Raw genomic sequence first — 16094 nt, 5'->3', positions numbered from 1 at the left:
GATGAGTAAGGTAAGGATAGAGAAGCTGCAAAAGCTCGATCAGGAGACCCTTGAGAGGCTGATAGAGATATACATGAGCGGCTACGAGGGTATGCGAGAGTACGGTGGTGAGGGTGAGAGTTACGCCAAGCGTTACCTTCGCTGGTGCTGGAACAAAGCCAAGGACGGCTTCTTTGTTGCCAAAGTCGGCGACGAGATAGCCGGCTTTATCGTCTGTGACAATGACTGGTACAGCAAGTACGAGGGGAGGACCGTTGGAGCTATCCACGAGTTCGTCGTTGACAAGCGCTTTCAGGGGCACGGAATCGGGCACAAGCTGATGGAAAAGTGCCTCGAATACTTGAGCAGGTACAACGACAGGATAGAGCTCTGGGTGGGCGAGAAGAACGAGAAGGCCATGAAATTCTACGAGGACTGCGGCTTTAGAAGGGTAGAGCAGAGCGGGATATGGGTTCGAATGGTGAAGGACATTCGAAAGGATGATAAAGGGAAGAGAGAAAGCTAAAACTATTGGGTGGATTGAATGCCCTGCATACGTCCGCCAAACCCTGAGAGGGTGAGAAACTTGAACGAGGAGAGTTTTATACGGGAAGGAAGGGGGAAGCTGAAGGTTACGATAGAGAGCGGTGGGGAGAAGCTCGAAACCACGATGAACGGCTCGCTGAGGAGCGTTGGAGAGATAGCCGAGATGCTCGGCGTCGAGGCCAAGGATGGAAAGCTAGAGGCCGTTGTTGATGGTGTGAAGGTGAAGATGGAGAAAGGCAAACTTGAGCTGGAGTTCGAGAGCGGGGATAAGATGAGGATTGAGAAGAGTTGATCCTGTTCCAGATTTCTTTTGTTTGGTTGGCTTTGTCTGGATAATGACGTCACCATATATCAATGTCAAGGATCGTTTGGGAAAAATGGTGAAAAAAGGTGCTCCTCACTTAATCGGCGGCCTGAACTTGTAGCCGTAGAGGATTATTCCGTCCTCCTCGAACTCCCTTATCTTCTTGGTGACGACCTCGACCTCCATGCCGAAGTCAATCTCCTCGGGATCGACGTCTGTCAGCTGGGCGAGAACTGTTATCCCCTCCTCGAGCTCGATAAGGGCGAGCGGATAGGGTTTGTAGTACTCGAAGCCGCTCGGCGGGTTCCTAACGATGGTCCAGCTTAGGACCTTACCCTTGCCGCTGAGCTCAATCTCCTCGATGTTCCTCGAGCCGCAGACTGGACAGATGCTCCTCTTCGGGAAGTGAACGTGGCCGTTCTCACACTTACTGCCGATGAGTCTGTACTTCTCACGGAAGTGCCTCCAGTGCCTCGAAACCTGCATTGGCCTCGCCATTTCAGACCCTCCTCAGGATGTTAACAGTTATGTTCGAACCTGTTCCACCTATGTTCTGGGTCAGGCCTATCTCGGCGTCAGGCACCTGAGTCGGCGCTTCTCCGCGCAGCTGGAGAACCGCTTCGACCGTCTGGTAAACGCCGGTCGCTCCGACTGGGTGTCCCCTGGCCTTTAGCCCACCCATTGTTTGTATTGGATAATCTGCGTCGATGGCTATCTGGCCCTCCTTTGCGAGCTGGGCACCCTTACCACGCTCTGCGGCTCCGAGGGCTTCCAAGCTTAAAGCGGCCATAACCGTGAATGCATCGTGAACCTCGAAGAAGTCTATGTCCTTTGGCTCGACGCCCGCCATCTTGTATGCCCTCTGGGCGGCTACCCTTGCAGCTTTGAGGTCGAGCAGATCCTCCCTGTTGGCAAGATTTATGGTATCGATGGCCCTTCCTATTCCGGCAACCTCGACCCACTTCTCCTTAGGAACACCTAGCTCCTTCGCTTTATCAGGCGTGGTGATTATCAGGGCCGCGGCACCGTCGCAGACAGGGGACGCGTCAAAGAGCTTGAGCGGGTCCGCCACATAAGGACTCTTGAGGACAGTCTCAACCTTTATTGGTTTCTTGAACATTGCGTAAGGGTTCTTAGCACCGTTGGCGTGAGCATTAACTGCGAATAAGGCCAGATCCTCCTCGGTGTAGCCGTAAGTCTTCATGTAATAGCGCATGATGAGCGCGTTAAGGGCGACGAAGCTGGCCCCATGGAAGAGCTCCCACTCGGCGTCAGCGGCGTAGGCGAGATATCTGGTGGTATCGCTTGGCCAAGCGTCGGTCATCTTCTCAACGCCGACGACGACAACTACGTCCTCGAGACCGCTTAGAACTGCCTTAACTCCTTCCTGTACTGCAGCACCGCCGGAGGCACATGCTGCCTCGATTTTAACAGCTGGGATGTTGCCCAGGCCAGCCCAGTCGGCTATGAGCGCACCAAGGTTTTCCTGCTCGACGAGCGGTCCTGAAATCATATTTGCAACGTAGAGGGAATCAACACTGTCGATTCCAGCGTCCTCCATGGCCTTGAGGATCGCCTCAACGGCCAGATCGCGAAGGGCAAGCTTCCAGTGTTCCCCAACGGGAGTCATTCCGGCACCGATTATGACGGCCTTTTCCATCTCAACCACCTCACATTATATACTTCCTTCTCGCCTTTGCGTAGAGGGCATAGTCGATGTACTTCTTCCTGTTCACGTAGTCCATGGTCTTCGGCGCGAGGTCGCGCTTTTCTTCTATGGCGTCCTGTACAACGATGCTGAAGGCGTCGCTTCCGGCTCCAGAACCAAAGGATACCCACAGAATCCTGTCGCCAGGCTTGGCGATGTCGAGAACGGCAGAAACACCGACCATCGTGGCGCCGCTGTATGTATTTCCGATTATTCCAGTGAGCAGTCCCGGGAGGACTTTCTCCTTCGGAATTCCAAGTATCTTCGCGACGGTAAGCGGGAATTTGACGTTTGGCTGGTGGAAAACAGCATAGTCAAAGTCGTTAACGGTTAAACCGAGCTCCTCCATCAGGGTCTTGGCGGCGTTGATTATGTGGTGGAAGTAAGCCGGCTCTCCGGTGAACCTGTTTCCGTGCCTCGGATAGTGCTCGTGCTGGCGCCTCCAGAAGTCCGGAGTGTCGGTGACGTAGGAGTAGCTTCCCTCAAAATACGCAACGGTCTCGCTGCTCTTCTCGCCAACTATGAAAGCGGCACCTCCAGCGCCGGCGGTGAACTCGAGGTGGTCGCCGGGCCTTCCCTGGGCCGTGTCGGCGCCGATGGCCATAGCGTAATCTGCCATGCCGGAGCCGACGAAGCCGATGGCAGTCTGGAGAGCCTCAGTTCCAGCCTTACAGGCGAACTCGAAGTCAGCGGTGCTAACGTCAGGAGTCGCACCGATTGCCTCGGCTATGACAGTTCCGGTTGGCTTGACCGCATAGGGCTTGCTCTCACTTCCAAACCACACCGCCCTGATGAGCTTTGGATCTATCCTCGCCCTTTTGAGGGCATTTCTCGCTGCCTCAATTCCAATTGTGAGTGCATCCTCGTCAAGACCTGGAACGGCTTTCTCCTCGATCGGGAAGCTCGAAACTCCCCAGACCCTTCCTATCTCTTCGGCTTTGATTCTATACCTTGGAACGTAGGCACCGTAGCCGACGATACCGACGTCCTTGACGGGCTTCAGGAGCTTTCTCATGGGGCATCACCTACAAAAGTTGAACGTAACTCCGCCTAAGGTTGAGACGGGAGTTATAAAAGTCTTTCGGTGAAAGTGAAAGGCTTTTTCGACGATTGACGAGAAAGTTGAGTGTATGGCTCTCCTGCCTCCAGAGAACAGAAGTTGAAAAGTTTTGTCAAAAAAGGAAATCTCAAGGTTTCCTGACCACGAAGAGCGCGTGGTCCTTCTCGTAGGGCTCAAGCGAAAGCCTCTCGACGACCTCGAAGTAGGTTGCAAGCTCCTTCTCGACCTCCCTGAAGACCTGCTCCGGTTCCTTGGTGACGTCAATGCTCCTGCTCTTGACGGATATCATTCCGTAGCCGCCGCTCTTGAGGAAGACCTTTGCGTTGTCGATGAGTATCTTCGCCTGCGTAGGCTGGGCGACGTCCTCGAAGATGACGTCCACCTTGGGAACCAGCGCGCGATAACCTTCTGGCTTCGTTGCATCGCCGAGTATGGGGACTATGTTCCTTCTCTCCTCGACTATCGGAACGAGCTCCCTGAGAACGCGCGGCGAGAACTCCACTCCAAAGACCTTGCCCTCCCAGCCGACTATGTCGCTGACGTGGGATGCAGTAGTTCCGCTCGCCACACCGAGGTAGAGCACGGTTGAGCCCGGCTTAATCGGGAAGTGCTTGAGGCCATTGAGTATGGCCGCGCCGAGCTTTGATCTCCTCGGGTTCCAGACCCTGTACTCCTCGCCTTCAAACTTGATCAGCCTCTCGCCGTAGACCTTCTGGCCGGGGACGAGGTTCTTGGTGGCTATCTTCTCGCTCCCGTCCTCATCAATGAAGACGTAAACGCCCGGGAACTTGTGCTTTTTAATCTTCATTCAAATCACCTCTTGGCTTTCTTTTTCTTCTTTCCACCCTTTTTACCCTCGCCTTTTCCTTTCTTCTTTTCCCTGCCCCTGAACTTCTCCTTGCCCTTCTTCTTGAACTTCTTCTCCTTCTTTTTCTTCTCTGGCTTGGCCTTCCTCTTGGGCGGGTTCGGGTACTTCTCCTTGATTTCCTTTATTCTCTGCTCCAGCTCCTGCTTGAGCTCTTCAGCGATATATTCGCCGGAGAAGTAATCGACTCTGGCAGCTATGGCGAGCTTGCCGGCGAGAGCCCTTGCTATCTTACCCCTCTGCCACCACGGTGAGCGGTTTATGGCCGGGTACTGGAATATGACACCGTGCTTCGGCGGCTTGGCACCAGTTCTGAGGTGCCTGAAGAGCGCCTTCTCGGCACCGAGAACCTGTATGGTCGATGCCGGCATCATGGCGAGCTCCTTGAGGCCTCCAGCGAGGCTGAGCAGCCTGGCACCGAGCTTCGCACCAACGAGGGCCTTGAGGTTTGGCGCTACTTCGTCCATGGCAGTCTCGAGGTAGTCCTCTATCTGCTCCCTTAGCTTGTAGAGGTCGCTTATCTCGCTGGCGAGCTTCTGGATTATGTCACTATCGAACTTGCCGAGCGGGGCGCCCATGGAGCTCTCGGCGGCCTTGACTATCTTTTCGATCTTTCCATCGGGAAGGCCAAGCTCCCTGAGCTTCTCCTCGGTGACGTTTTCCCTCGGTCCTATGGCCTTGACGAAGGCAACGTACTGCTGATGCTTGGGCAGAATCTCGTCCAGCTCCGGGAAGTGGAGGCTGTACCACTCCCTGAGGCGGGAGACTAGGAGATTGATGACTTTGTCAATGTCATCAAGCGCCTCGATGGCCTGGATTATCATCTTATCTCTCGCACCGCTCTGCTCCTGTATGCGGAGCCTTGTCAGGGCCACACCGACGCTGAAGTACTCGTCGAACCAGTTCTCGCCCAAAAACTCTTCCGGGATTGAACGAAGTTTCTCACCGGCTATGTTCGGGAACTCAGCAGTAACATTGTATCCGAGCTCCTTTAAAGCCCTGCTCAGCTCCGAGTCCTCGACCACGAACTCGTCGTAGCCCCTGCTTTCAAGCTCTTTGAGGAACGAAAGGAGCTCGTCGCTCGACTCGCCCTTTAAAAGCCTGTCAAGGCTCACTTCTGGCTTTCCCGAGAAGACCTTCTGGTCGATGAGATTACCGCTCTCGTCAAAGGCGTAGATGCCCCTGACGTTCTCAGCAAGGTACGCTTTCATCCTCATCACCTTCTCAGTTTTTTGTCTCCGAAGTATAAAAGGGTTAGGCGTTTTAAACCCTTGCGTGTATTCGTTCAGTATTAACCCCCCTATAGAGGCATGCCGGCAGTCGATAAACCAGCAGTCGATAAACCAGATCAGTTTGGGTTTTAAGGGTCATCGATCCGCATCGCATAGGTTTATGTATGTGCAACGACTTGGGATTTATACCAATATAACTTAGTTCTAGCCAAGTTTTCACTTCTGATGATAGAAAGAGTTAAATAATCTAACGGCATATTTTGTAACGCGACCCCCTATTCGAGGTGCAGATTATGAACTGGAAGGCCCCTGTGGTGTTACTCATCGGACTTTTCTTGTTAGGGGGGGTCGTGACGGCAGTCCCATTTGACAAGCCCGAAGCAGTGCCCTTAGCCACAGTCAAAGCACTCGCACTTAGGGAACTCCACAAGTTCCCGGAATTCAACGGAGCAATCCCAACCAACCCAACCCCCCTCTACTTCCCCGATGGTAGATTAGCCGCTTATGAGTTCAGAATGGTCAAGAATGGAAAAACCATCGGCTACATCATAGTATCAGCCAACAGGAATTTACCACCAGCAATTCTGGAGGCCGGCTTTGGAGAGAAGACTCCAAGCGACCTGATAAGAGAACTCGCCGCGAGGAAAGGAGCGAAAAACTACCGCTTTGCCTACCTTGGAGGGCTAAGCTACGGCCTGCTGGCAGGAGACAAAGTAGTAGACATGAAAGGAGGAGAATACAAAAAGCCAAGCAGATACACTCTCTCACTGGAAGTTGAGGCCACCAAGAACCAAAAAGAGTGGAAATCAATAGAATCCATAGTACTTACAACACCGAAATACCCGATTACTCCACTGGCAACAATAACGTCTGAGAAGATAATCTACGGCGTTCCAGCATGGACCGATACAGATCCAGGAGGAGCATCAGATACAGATTCAAACCTTGGGCCAGCCCCGGATCCCTGGGGAGATGACGACGGATGCGCTCCAATCGCAGGTTCTATGGTTGTGGGTTATTACGAGCCTCAATATCGTACTGACTGGTATCGGGAGGCCATAATAGATATCCTCCATGACCTTATGCACACTGATTACTATGGGAACACTGCTCCCGATGACATTGGGCCTGGTCTTGAAGCATTTTACCAAGACGCCATTCGCCGCTACTGGGAAGGGGAACTGGCTGATCCTCCACATTGCTCATATCAAGTTTATTGGTACGAGAATCCAGATCCCTCCTGGTTGTTTGGCAAATTGAAGTATGGGGTTGACAACAACAGACCAGGATTATTTAGAACATTTCAGGCGTATTTAGAGGAAAGTGGTAAATGGATAACATGGCCTCATGTAATGTCCTTTACAGGATACCGAATTTACAGCAACGGGTACGAATACCTACAAGTCCACACGGGAGCAAGAAATTATGAGGCATTAAGCGTGGACTGGATTTTGGTAGGGAACTGGCAAAACGCGGATTTATACGTAATATACCCAACATGCATAAGCGGGCCAGAACCATTATCCGGGGGTGATACAGTTGAACGGTAGAACTATCACAAAACTGCTCATACTTTCCATTATTTTACTTTTTCTTGCGGTGGTGTTGTATTCCAAAATGCCCATCCGAGAGACAGAACAGGATGAAGGTTCAAAGAATTGCCTCCTAACTTCGAACGTATCCTACTGGCCCTCGATGCCTGTGGTAACTGTTCACCGTTATCTACCAAACGGGTCAGTTGTAGAGTACGAGGAGAGCTTTACCCCGTGGCCCCATGGAGATAAGGGCTTTTACGTGATCGAAGACTGGGCTGAGGAACTGGGGATAAGCCCACCGTGCTACATCACCAAGGCTACAGGAAAGGCAGTGCTGGAAGCGGAAGGGAAAGCTGGCTATGGTCTATTCCTTCGGTGGAGAGTCAAAAACGACGGGAACTCTTGGAGCGATTTGAAAAGGGTGGATAAACGAAAAGAGACCGCTGTCTCCGCGGGTTCAGTGAGAGTAGCAGTTTACACGATACCGATATCCAACGGAAGCTGGAAAATCGAGGCAGGTGAGCTCTTGGAGAACCCTTACTGGTTCAACAGCACTGGTGGAGGACGGTTCGTTTCCACTTGGTTCAACGGAACCTGTACCTGTAAGCCCGAGGAAATTTTAAAGGCCACCCTTAAGAAAATCAAATCCGCCGGCTTCAAAGAAAAGGAGCATGTGGGAATCTTAGAAACAGAGGTGCTAAAACCCATGTATTCAGCTTTTTTCGTTAGAGACAATCATCTGTACATTGAGTTCGTTGAAGTTAGGGGGATGGATTTGGTGAGAGTCCTTATGATAATGGGCGACGAGGAAGTTGTAAAGGCCTACGCAGAAGCATTCACCGCGGGAAGCATCGAGGGTTAAGGCCTTTCATTTTTCACAATCGAAAGGGCAGAGAAAGAGACAAGGAAAAAAGCCTCAGTCCTCCCAGGGCTCGGTGTACTTGAGGGCCCAGCCGAACTCCTCCTTGAGGATGTCGATTGCCGCGCTCGGTGGAATAACTCCGCGCTCGGTTATTATGACATCCACGTATTCAGGCGGGGTAACATCGAAGGCTGGGTTCCAGACCTCGATGTTCTTTGGCCAGGTTTCCAGTTCTTCCTTTGGAATGACCTCATATGGGTCACGCATTTCAATCTCAACCAACTGGCCGAGCATGGTCTCCGGGTGGAACTTGTAGGTCTCGGCCGCTATCATCGTCCATACCCTGTGCTCCTTGGCAGTCAGCGCTATAAGAGCCGTTCCAATCTTGTTTATAACCGCACCGTTCACGGTGATGCTGTCCGCGCCCATGACGACCTTGTCCGTCATCTTCATGTAGTGTCTCGCCGCGGAATCAACGACGTATATAACCGGAATGCCGTAGCTGGCAAGCTCCTTAGCCGTTATCTTGCCCTGCCACTTGGGCCTCGTCTCCGTGACGATGACCTTTATGTCCTTGCCCTGCTCCCAGGCGGTCTTCATGACGCTTATAGCTGCCTTGCTGTGGCAGTGGGTCATTATGACGTCGCCGTCCTCTATGCGCTTGGCACCGAACTCTCCAATCCTCACAACGGCGTTCTCGGAATTGTGGATGAACTCTTTAGCCGCGTTGATGACGACGAACTTTAGCTGGTCGAGGTCGGCCCCTCCTGCGTAGGCCACCTTTCCGCGGTGCATGACGTAACGGAGCGCATTTGGCAGAGAGACTGCCGTCGGCCTCGTCTCGAAGAGAATCTTTGCCGCCTGCTTCATCTCGCTCCAGAATTCGTCAACGTTGGTCGCTTTGCTCTGCTCGGCCTGAACCTGGAGTGCGTAGGCAGCTGAGCGGGCTATCTTCCCGGCTCCCCTAATCTCCATGTTCTTGATCTTCTCCGCTATTTCGAGCACTTCCTTCACTACCGCCATCTCTATCACCCCTTACCGGTAAACTCACATTGTATCTAAGGGGTTTATAGAACTTTCCATGTTCACTGGTGAAGCCTTATGTTCTTTGATGTTCACAAACACGCTCAAAAAGGCTCCTTTACAAAAGTAAAGGGCTCTAACGACCATTGCAGAAAGATTTATAACCAATCGCCGCTACCATCACATGTATAGAATTGGTGATGCGCTCAAAAGTGTTCATTAAATGGGGGGAACGGAAGTGGGGGAAAAACTCATGCGGAAGCTGAGTTCTGGTTCACTGGATTTTGAGGTATACTTCTCTGACAAGGCTCAGGAAATGAAGGCCTCAGAGATTAGAGAGCTCCTCAAGCTCGTCGAGACATCAGACGTTATCTCGCTCGCCGGCGGCCTTCCCGCCCCGGAGACATTCCCCGTGGAGACAATCAAGAAGATAACCGCCGAGATACTTAACACTCATGCAGACAAGGCACTCCAGTACGGAACGACGAAGGGCTTCACACCGCTCCGCCTTGCTCTCGCGGACTGGATGGAAAAGCGCTACGGTATTCCGACGAGCAAAGTCGAGATAATGATGGTCGCTGGAAGCCAGCAGGCCCTTGACATCATTGGAAGGGTCTTCATAAACCCTGGAGACATAGTCGTTGTTGAGGGTCCGACCTATCTGGCTGCGCTTAACGCCTTCAAGTACTACGAGCCTGAATTCGTCTCAATTCCCATGGACGACAACGGTATGATGATTGATCTCCTTGAGGAGAAGTTAGAAAAGCTCAGGACCGAAGGAAAGAAGGTCAAGTTCGTCTATACCGTCTCGACGTTCCAGAACCCGATGGGTGTTACGATGAGCCTTGACAGGCGGAAGAGGCTCGTAGAGCTGGCCCAAGAGTACGACTTCCTAATCGTTGAGGACAGCCCGTACAGCGAGCTCCGCTACTCCGGAGAGCCAATTCCTCCCATTAAGCACTTCGACGACGAGGGAAGGGTTATCTATCTCGGCACCTTCTCGAAGATATTTGCTCCGGGCTTCAGGCTGGGATGGGTAGCGGCCCACCCGCACTTCATCAGGAAGATGGAGATAGCCAAGCAGGCCCTTGACCTCTGTGCCAACCCGTTCGGACAGGTCATAGCTTGGAAGTACGTTGCCGACGGCTACCTCGACGAGCACATTCCGAGGGTTATAGAGTTCTACAAGCCGAGAAGAGACGCGATGCTTGAGGCCCTCGAGGAGTACATGCCGGAGGGCGTTAAGTGGACCAAGCCAGACGGAGGAATGTTCATCTGGGTTACCCTTCCTGAGGGCATCGACACCAAGCTCATGATGGAGAAGGCCGTTGCCAAGGGTGTCGCCTACGTTCCGGGTGAGGCGTTCTTCGCCCACAGGGACGTCAAGAACACCATGCGCTTGAACTTTACATATGTCCCAGAGGAAAAGATACATGAGGGCGTTAAGAGGCTTGCAGGAGTCATAGAAGAGGAAATAAAGGCTATCAAGGGCTGATTCTATCCTTTTCCGTAAACCTTTTTATACTTCCTTCCTCAACTTCTTTCTAGGTGGTCGCTATGAAGCCTCTGATAGGTATAATCGGTCAGGTAGACCATTCCAGAAATCGCATTTTTCTCGATAAAATGCACTTGGAGAAGGTGATTAAGGCCGGGGGCATTCCTGCGGTTTTCACTGCGGATTCCTCTCCGGAGGAGGTTCTGGAGCACGCCGACGGAATCCTCCTCATCGAGGGCCCCGACGTTCATCCCCATTTCTACGGTGAGGATCCATCAAGTTCCATCAAGTATGTGGATGTTGAAAGGGACGAATTTGAGATATGCCTCGTAAAAAAAGCTATTGAAAAGGGTGTGCCGATTCTTGGCATCGGACGTGGAATGCAAGTTATAAACGTTGCCCTGGGTGGAACTCTGTATCAAGATCTAACGGAGATTCCTAAAGCCATCAAGCATGACTGGGATCTGAACATTATCGGTCCGACCCAGCGTGTTCACGGAGTAAGGATAAAGATGAGCTCGAAGCTCTATGAGATTCTCAAGGACGAGCTCAGCATAGAGGGCACCAACGAGGTTTATCTGCGCGTCAACAGCTTCCATCACCAGGCCATCAAGAGGGTTGGTGAGGGAATAAAGCCCGTTGCCTACGCCGTCGACGGCCTCATCGAGGCGATTGAGGCAGAGGAGAGCTTTGTGATTGGCGTCCAGTGGCAGGCGGAGCATTTGCCCGAAATGGGGCGGCTTTTCGAGGCTTTTGTACTGGCTGCTGCAGAATACCGTGCCAAAAAGCGGGAGATGGAAAGGCTGGAGATAGAGGCAGAGGTCAGAGAGGAACTAGATGAGAACCGTTGCAGCTCGGATACGACCGATAACCTTCCCGACACGAGCCAAACGTAATGCCCTTTTCGGTTATTTTTCTCTCCGCCTCTTGAAGGATCTTCATTCTAAGCTCCCTTGGAAGGTAGTAATATCTTCCTATCCGCTCACCTTTTTCATAGAGCGGCCACAGCTTTTCCATGAGCTCCGGAAACTTCGCAAACATCCTTCTCTTTGAATCTGTCCTCAGCTTGAGCGTCGAAACGGTTATGTGATCAACGAAGCTCAGCGCATCAAGGGTCTTGTCGAAGTCCTCCCATGTGTAAAACGGGGTTATAGGGTCTATGCGCGCGTAAACTGGGATTCCCTCACTCTTAGCCTTTTTGAGGGCTCTAATCCTGTCTTTAGGTGCGGGTGCGTTCGGCTCCAGGAGCTTTGCCTTTTTCTCGTCTACGGTGGTCACGGTTATCCCAACGGCGCACTTGATCTCCTTCAGGATATCGAGGTCACGCTCGAAGACGTCCGATTTCGTGAGGAGCAAACAGCGGACGTCGTATCTCTTGAAAAGCTCGAGAACCTTCCTCGTTATTCTGAGCTCACGCTCTATGGTTGGATAGGGGTCTGAGGAGTAGGAGAGTGCTATGATGTACCTCCTGTTGAACTTTCTCAGTTCTTTCTCAAGCTTCGGTAAAAGTCCCTCCTTTATCCTCACACGAAAGGCATGGGGGATGTAGCTCGTTATGTAGCAGTAAACGCAGGCATGATCGCAGCCGGTGTAGACGTTCAGCGTGTACTTAAAGGGACATGTACAGAGCTTTGCCTTCCATGGGTCAAAGGGCCGTATATACATGTTTGTGCCTACGAAAAGGCCTTAAAAGAAATTGTGTTTACTTTTACGGGTGAAAAATATGGGGGACGAAGTTAAAGGCCGGGTGGAGTGGTTCAAGGACTATCAGTTCATCGGAAGGATAAAGAACAATAGCTGCTCCGTTATCCTCGGTGAGGGTGGCATAAGCCCCATGAAGCTTCTCCTTCTGAGCGTTGCTGGCTGCACCGCCTATGATGTGGTTATGATACTCCAGAAGATGCGCGAGCCGATTGAGGGCCTGGAAGTCGAAATCGGCGGTGAAAGAAGGGAGGAGCACCCGAGAATATACAAGAAGGTTCACATCCATTACAAAATTTACGGTGACGTGAGTGAGGAGAAAGCCAAACGCGCGATAGAGCTGAGTCAGGACAAATACTGCTCCGCCTCGGCCCACATAAAGCTCAGTGGGGCGGAGCTTACGTACTCTTTCGAGATTATCAAGAGTTAGCTTTTTAACCTCTTTTCTTTCAGCCGCCGAGGGTGGTAAAGTGATAGAGCTCCTCAAGCACTTTGTCATACTCTACGGTGGCCTCTTTGCGATAACGAATCCCGTTGGAGCGGTGCCAGTCTTCCTAGGCGTCACTCACGACCTTTCATGGAGCGAGAGAAGAGAGATAGCAAGGAAAACTACCATAACGGTAGTGGTAACGCTCGTAACCTTTGCCCTCATCGGCCAGTGGATATTTCGGTTCTTCGGCTCTAGTATAGATGCCTTCGCCATAGCCGGCGGCATTCTTCTCTTCCGAATGGCCATGGACATGCTCTCAGGAAGACTCTCTTCAATCAAGATAAGCCGGGAAGAAACAGAGGAGTTCGACGAGGAAGTGGTGACCCTTGAGGAGGTTGCGATAATCCCCCTTGCCATCCCGCTGATCTCCGGTCCGGGTGCGATAACGACGGTGATGATTTACACCGCCAAGAGCATTAGTCTTCCGGAGAAAGTGACGGTCATAGCCAGCATAATGGCAATAGGTCTCACGGTATGGCTCGTCCTGTGCTCGGCTAACAAGATCAAAACCAAACTCGGGAGGGTCGGAATCAAGGTCATGACGAGGATGATGGGTCTCATACTAACGTCCATGGCCGTTCAGATGATAATAAACGGCATAAAAGGCGCCTTCGGCCTCTGAGGAAGACTTTTAAGCTCCTTCTCCAACTTTTTTCGGTGGTTGTATGAGAGGAGATTTGATCAGGGTTCTAAGCCTGATTGAGGAGAAGGCCAACGAGCTAAAGCTCGACGGCTACGAGCCCGATGTTGTTCTCGTCGGCTTCGAAGCTTACGAATTCATAAAAGGGCAGGTGAACGAGGAGTTCGGCGGTGAGGAGGAAGTCCTCGAGCTTTCAGGATTAAAGCTCCGCATCCTCGATGAACTCGGAAAGGACGCGGTTGTTGTTGACAGTAAGGTTCTGGGCTTTGGTCTCGGCGGGGCAAAGCGGTTCAGAGTTCTGGAGTGAAACGGTAGCCCCTTAAGATAAGGAGACTCAACGCTACTGCCATTACGTCTGCCAGGCTTCCGGGGTTCCTTAAGTCCTTCTTTTCCCTCATAAATGAGTCAAACTCCTCGAGCGTAAGCTTACCTTCCAGGACTTCCCCCGCCTTTCTCTGGACGAGCTTTGCCTCTTCTATGCCAGCTTTTCTGATGATGAGCGTGTCGAGGTTGCTCGCCAAAAGCTCCAGAAAAGCCGTTTGTACTGCTTCCTCAAGCGGTCTCCTCCTGACGAGCTCGTAAAGCCTCGCGAAGGTATTGTAACTCAGCTCGTACTGGTTAAGCCACTCGCAGAATATCAGCTCCCTCTCGCAGCTTATCTCAGCGAGCCTTGCTAGGTTTATTCCATCCTGGAAGAGCTCCCTGAAGGAATCGTCGCTGTAGACATCGTACTTAACGCCACTGGGGATGCCTTTCGGGTTGGCTATCCTTATCGCACGGTATAGCTCCATGGTATCTCTCACGATGGATTCCTCGATGAGGAGCTTCACCTTCTCCCTGGCATCGAGCATGTTCCTGCCCATTGATAGGGCAATCATCAGCGGAATGGATAGGGTTATTATGCCAAAGTTGGGATTGGCGTTCTGTGCTTCCCTCGAGTTCTGAACCGCCCTCCTAATCAGCTCGCCGATTCCTGCCTCACTCGGTAGGAGGGCTCCTTTCCGAAGAAGCTCGCCGACCTTAACGGCCTCGTAGTAGATGTCTATAACGGCAGTTTCAGCGAAGAGGAAGTGGTAAAAGGTCAGATCCTCGAAGTCCCTAAAGCGGTTTACGTTGCCAGGCTTCGGGATAGTGGCTTCAATGAGCGGGCCGAGGGTGAAGGCCTTTATGATCCTCCACCGCTCCATTCAGACCACCAGATAGAGGAGCAGATAGATGAGGTAGAGGATCAGCACAATCCTCCTCGCGGTTCTCTTTGTCAGCATGTAGAGGCCGAAGGCTATCAGCGTAACGCCCCAGAAGGCATCCTTTATGGCCCCCGCGTAGGGCTGGAGCCAGGCTATGAAAGCTGGATTGAACTGCTTCAGCAGGAGGACGAACCCAAGGAAAACGAAGATTATTCCGAGCGTTCTCATCTTAATCACCCTTCGTCAGCAGTATTATGCCTATCACAAGGAGCGTAGCGGCGAGGAGCGTCGTTCCTCCAACAGGGTCGATTATCAATGGGAAGAGGGGCTTTGCTATAAGGGCCGCGCCGATTACTATCAGTATTACCGCGAGGGCTTTAGTATTATCGTTCCCTGAGAAGATCTCGTTGATCCTCTTTCCAGTCTCGTCCGCCAGCTCGTTGAGCCTCTCCTCGATGGGCTTCTCCTCGTCCCCCTCCTCTGGCAGGACAAGGGCAAGCAGGAAGTAGAGCAGAACCATCGCGAAGGGGTTGAATACCAGCAGGACAACAAAGATAATCCTGAGGAGCGTCGGGTCTACTTCAAGGTGCTCGGCTATCCCTCCAATAACCCCGAGAAAGACCCTGTTCTCCTTTGAGCGCATCAGTTTCTTCACCACTTCTCCTCACCAGTTGTAAGAAGGGGAAGGGGCTTAAAAAGTCACCCCTTGATGCTCACATCACCGACCACATTGGAAATCGAAACGACTATCGTGCCGTTGTTCCCGCTCGTTGTGCTCTTAACGTCTCCCACAACATCTTCGGCGTTTAGGGCCACACCAAAGTCCGGCGGGACGATTACTATGATATCGCCAACCACATTGTTGATGCTCACGTGATCGCTGGCGTGGAGCGTTATATCTCCAACCGAGTTCTCGATCGTGTACCCCGCCCAGCTCTGGCCGTCGAAATCGCCAACGACGTGCCTTACGGTTATTCTCTTGACTCCTGCCGAGACCAGAAACTCCCCGACGGCGTCTCTTATGCCCAGGTACTCGAGCTCTCCACCAACTTCTACCACAACGGTGCCGTTCTTGTAGTCGTTGCAGATGTTCCTTTTGCCGATAATGCCCTCTTTAATCGGGCAGTACACTTCGAGGACGCCGTTTTCAAAGCTAACGTTTATTGGAAGGTTGCTCTTGACCACTATGCCGCTCACGTTCGCCTTGACCACGTATACATCTCCCACGGTGCCCCTGACAACAAGAGAGGACGCACTGAACTTTCCAAACTCAACGAGTACTCCGGCGGTCTTTTTTGGGATTATACCTCTGATGATCTCAATGTCGCCGTGGAGCGCTAAGGCTAACGTCACCGCCGCACCCACAAGAACTGCCACGAGGATTAATGCTAGGAGTGCACCGAGAGTCCTGCCTTGCCTTTTCATTGCTTACACCTGTGAAAGATCTCATCACTTTTCTGTATAAGG

The 16094-nt window shown here is 52.1% G+C and carries 20 protein-coding genes; 9 read left to right on the top strand and 11 right to left on the bottom strand.

Annotated elements, in window-relative coordinates; all coding sequences use genetic code 11:
• Window position 1 precedes the first annotated feature (1 nt).
• Window positions 2-505, top strand: coding sequence for a GNAT family N-acetyltransferase (locus tag E3E33_RS07105; protein WP_012572266.1), 504 nt, complete (start codon window positions 2-4; stop codon window positions 503-505).
• 18 nt (window positions 506-523) lie between these two features.
• On the top strand, window positions 524-817 hold the full coding sequence (locus tag E3E33_RS07100) for a hypothetical protein (protein WP_167711338.1): 294 nt from the start codon (window positions 524-526) through the stop codon (window positions 815-817).
• A gap of 105 nt (window positions 818-922) precedes the next feature.
• On the opposite strand, the gene E3E33_RS07095 is transcribed toward E3E33_RS07100, so the two are convergent.
• The 5 genes from E3E33_RS07095 to E3E33_RS07075 all read right to left on the bottom strand — a co-directional run bounded on the left by E3E33_RS07095 (window position 923) and on the right by E3E33_RS07075 (window position 5673).
• Window positions 923-1327 (bottom strand): Zn-ribbon domain-containing OB-fold protein, encoded by a 405-nt coding sequence (locus tag E3E33_RS07095; protein WP_012572264.1) that lies wholly within the window; start codon window positions 1325-1327, stop codon window positions 923-925.
• A gap of 1 nt (window position 1328) precedes the next feature.
• Window positions 1329-2489, bottom strand: coding sequence for a thiolase domain-containing protein (locus tag E3E33_RS07090; protein ID WP_012572263.1), 1161 nt, complete (start codon window positions 2487-2489; stop codon window positions 1329-1331).
• Window positions 2490-2499: 10 nt separating this feature from the next.
• Window positions 2500-3552 carry a hydroxymethylglutaryl-CoA synthase gene (locus E3E33_RS07085; RefSeq protein WP_167711339.1) on the bottom strand — a complete coding sequence of 351 codons (1053 nt, stop codon included), beginning with the start codon at window positions 3550-3552 and terminating at the stop codon, window positions 2500-2502.
• Window positions 3553-3724: 172 nt separating this feature from the next.
• The gene (locus tag E3E33_RS07080) at window positions 3725-4405 is read right to left on the bottom strand and encodes a fibrillarin-like rRNA/tRNA 2'-O-methyltransferase (RefSeq protein ID WP_167711340.1); all 681 of its coding nucleotides are present in this window, start codon (window positions 4403-4405) and stop codon (window positions 3725-3727) included.
• Window positions 4406-4410: 5 nt separating this feature from the next.
• Window positions 4411-5673, bottom strand: coding sequence for a hypothetical protein (locus E3E33_RS07075; protein ID WP_012572260.1), 1263 nt, complete (start codon window positions 5671-5673; stop codon window positions 4411-4413).
• A 314-nt stretch (window positions 5674-5987) separates the two neighbouring features.
• Between E3E33_RS07075 and E3E33_RS07070 the strand changes: the two genes are divergently transcribed.
• Window positions 5988-7244, top strand: a complete 1257-nt coding sequence (locus E3E33_RS07070) for a hypothetical protein (protein WP_167711341.1) — start codon at window positions 5988-5990, stop codon at window positions 7242-7244.
• Window positions 7234-8091, top strand: a complete 858-nt coding sequence (locus tag E3E33_RS07065) for a hypothetical protein (protein ID WP_167711342.1) — start codon at window positions 7234-7236, stop codon at window positions 8089-8091. Before E3E33_RS07070 ends, E3E33_RS07065 begins: the two co-directional genes overlap by 11 nt.
• 54 nt (window positions 8092-8145) lie before the next feature.
• Here E3E33_RS07065 and E3E33_RS07060 read toward each other — a convergent pair whose 3' ends face one another.
• The gene (locus tag E3E33_RS07060) at window positions 8146-9114 is read right to left on the bottom strand and encodes a ribose 1,5-bisphosphate isomerase (RefSeq protein ID WP_012572257.1); all 969 of its coding nucleotides are present in this window, start codon (window positions 9112-9114) and stop codon (window positions 8146-8148) included.
• A 238-nt stretch (window positions 9115-9352) separates the two neighbouring features.
• Here E3E33_RS07060 and E3E33_RS07055 point away from each other — a divergent pair, with 238 nt between their 5' ends.
• A complete protein-coding gene (locus tag E3E33_RS07055) occupies window positions 9353-10609 on the top strand; it encodes a PLP-dependent aminotransferase family protein (protein ID WP_167711343.1) in 1257 nt (418 codons plus the stop codon).
• A gap of 62 nt (window positions 10610-10671) precedes the next feature.
• Window positions 10672-11505, top strand: a complete 834-nt coding sequence (locus E3E33_RS07050) for a gamma-glutamyl-gamma-aminobutyrate hydrolase family protein (RefSeq protein ID WP_167711344.1) — start codon at window positions 10672-10674, stop codon at window positions 11503-11505.
• Here E3E33_RS07050 and E3E33_RS07045 read toward each other — a convergent pair.
• Window positions 11432-12274, bottom strand: coding sequence for a radical SAM protein (locus tag E3E33_RS07045; protein ID WP_167711345.1), 843 nt, complete (start codon window positions 12272-12274; stop codon window positions 11432-11434). The genes E3E33_RS07050 and E3E33_RS07045 overlap by 74 nt on opposite strands.
• A 58-nt stretch (window positions 12275-12332) precedes the next feature.
• On the opposite strand from E3E33_RS07045, the gene E3E33_RS07040 reads away from it, so the two are divergent.
• The 3 genes from E3E33_RS07040 to E3E33_RS07030 are packed head-to-tail and all read left to right on the top strand — an operon-like array spanning window position 12333 to window position 13747.
• The gene (locus E3E33_RS07040) at window positions 12333-12740 is read left to right on the top strand and encodes an OsmC family protein (RefSeq protein ID WP_167711346.1); all 408 of its coding nucleotides are present in this window, start codon (window positions 12333-12335) and stop codon (window positions 12738-12740) included.
• A gap of 40 nt (window positions 12741-12780) precedes the next feature.
• Entirely contained in the window at window positions 12781-13422 is a 642-nt protein-coding gene (gene snatA / locus E3E33_RS07035; RefSeq protein WP_012572251.1) for a neutral amino acid NAAT transporter SnatA, read from the top strand.
• 43 nt (window positions 13423-13465) lie between these two features.
• Complete coding sequence (locus E3E33_RS07030) at window positions 13466-13747, top strand: family 4A encapsulin nanocompartment shell protein (protein ID WP_012572250.1); 282 nt, start codon at window positions 13466-13468, stop codon at window positions 13745-13747.
• On the opposite strand, the gene E3E33_RS07025 is transcribed toward E3E33_RS07030, so the two are convergent.
• Genes E3E33_RS07025 through E3E33_RS07010 form a run of 4 tightly spaced genes read right to left on the bottom strand, consistent with a single transcriptional unit; the run spans window position 13731 to window position 16052 of the window.
• Window positions 13731-14627 carry a triphosphoribosyl-dephospho-CoA synthase gene (locus E3E33_RS07025; protein WP_167711347.1) on the bottom strand — a complete coding sequence of 299 codons (897 nt, stop codon included), beginning with the start codon at window positions 14625-14627 and terminating at the stop codon, window positions 13731-13733. The two genes, E3E33_RS07030 and E3E33_RS07025, sit on opposite strands and share 17 nt — an antisense overlap.
• Window positions 14628-14855, bottom strand: coding sequence for a hypothetical protein (locus tag E3E33_RS07020; RefSeq protein WP_012572248.1), 228 nt, complete (start codon window positions 14853-14855; stop codon window positions 14628-14630).
• A gap of 1 nt (window position 14856) precedes the next feature.
• Window positions 14857-15282 carry a PspC domain-containing protein gene (locus E3E33_RS07015; protein WP_238516382.1) on the bottom strand — a complete coding sequence of 142 codons (426 nt, stop codon included), beginning with the start codon at window positions 15280-15282 and terminating at the stop codon, window positions 14857-14859.
• Window positions 15283-15326: 44 nt separating this feature from the next.
• Window positions 15327-16052 carry a hypothetical protein gene (locus tag E3E33_RS07010; RefSeq protein ID WP_167711348.1) on the bottom strand — a complete coding sequence of 242 codons (726 nt, stop codon included), beginning with the start codon at window positions 16050-16052 and terminating at the stop codon, window positions 15327-15329.
• Window positions 16053-16094 lie beyond the last annotated feature (42 nt).

The organism is Thermococcus sp. GR5 (assembly GCF_012027535.1).
Taxonomy (GTDB): Archaea; Methanobacteriota_B; Thermococci; order Thermococcales; family Thermococcaceae; genus Thermococcus; species Thermococcus onnurineus.
Note: the sequence above shows the minus strand (reverse complement) of the source record. Positions and strands in the feature narration are given on the sequence as shown.